Genomic DNA, 486 nt, shown 5'->3' with positions numbered 1-486 from the left:
GCATCACGGTGATCGGCTGTGCCTGTGAGGTCGTAGAAGAAGCGGCGCGGGGTCCCGGTCGGGTTGCCGTGGGCGTCGAGACGCCAGGCGGCGAGGTGGCCGGCGTTCATGTCGACGCCGACCACCCCGTGCGCGAGGGCGGCGGCCATCGGGGTGGTCCGGGAGACCGGGATCTGCCAGGAGGCCGTCACATACCAGCGCCCCCGTACCGTGTCGTAGTGGATGCGGTAGGCCACCGCCCGGTTCGCCTCCACCCGGTCCGCCCACTCCTGGCCGCGGTGCGGGAAGCGGACCCGGCAGGCCAGCACGTACCGGCCGTGCGGGGCGTTGGCCAACTCCATCAGCGGGGCCGGGAGCTTGATGCTGACCTCGCCGTCCGGGCTGATACGGAGGGTCTCGTTGCCGTAGCGCTTCCCGGACTCGCCGTCGGCCTGCAGGAACCAGCGCGACGCTTCCCACTGCTTCCGCCAGTCGGCCTCGGTGAGC

General features: G+C 72.0%; 1 pseudogene. It reads right to left on the bottom strand.

What is annotated here, in order from left to right:
- Nucleotides 1-486 (bottom strand): annotated as a pseudogene (locus IG08_RS0153335) (IS200/IS605 family accessory protein TnpB-related protein); the annotation flags it as partial.

The sequence above is a fragment of the Streptomyces fulvoviolaceus genome (assembly GCF_000718165.1).
Taxonomy (GTDB): Bacteria; Actinomycetota; Actinomycetes; order Streptomycetales; family Streptomycetaceae; genus Streptomyces; species Streptomyces fulvoviolaceus.
The sequence above is the reverse complement of the archived record's forward strand: the minus strand, read 5'-3'. Positions and strand labels throughout refer to the sequence as shown.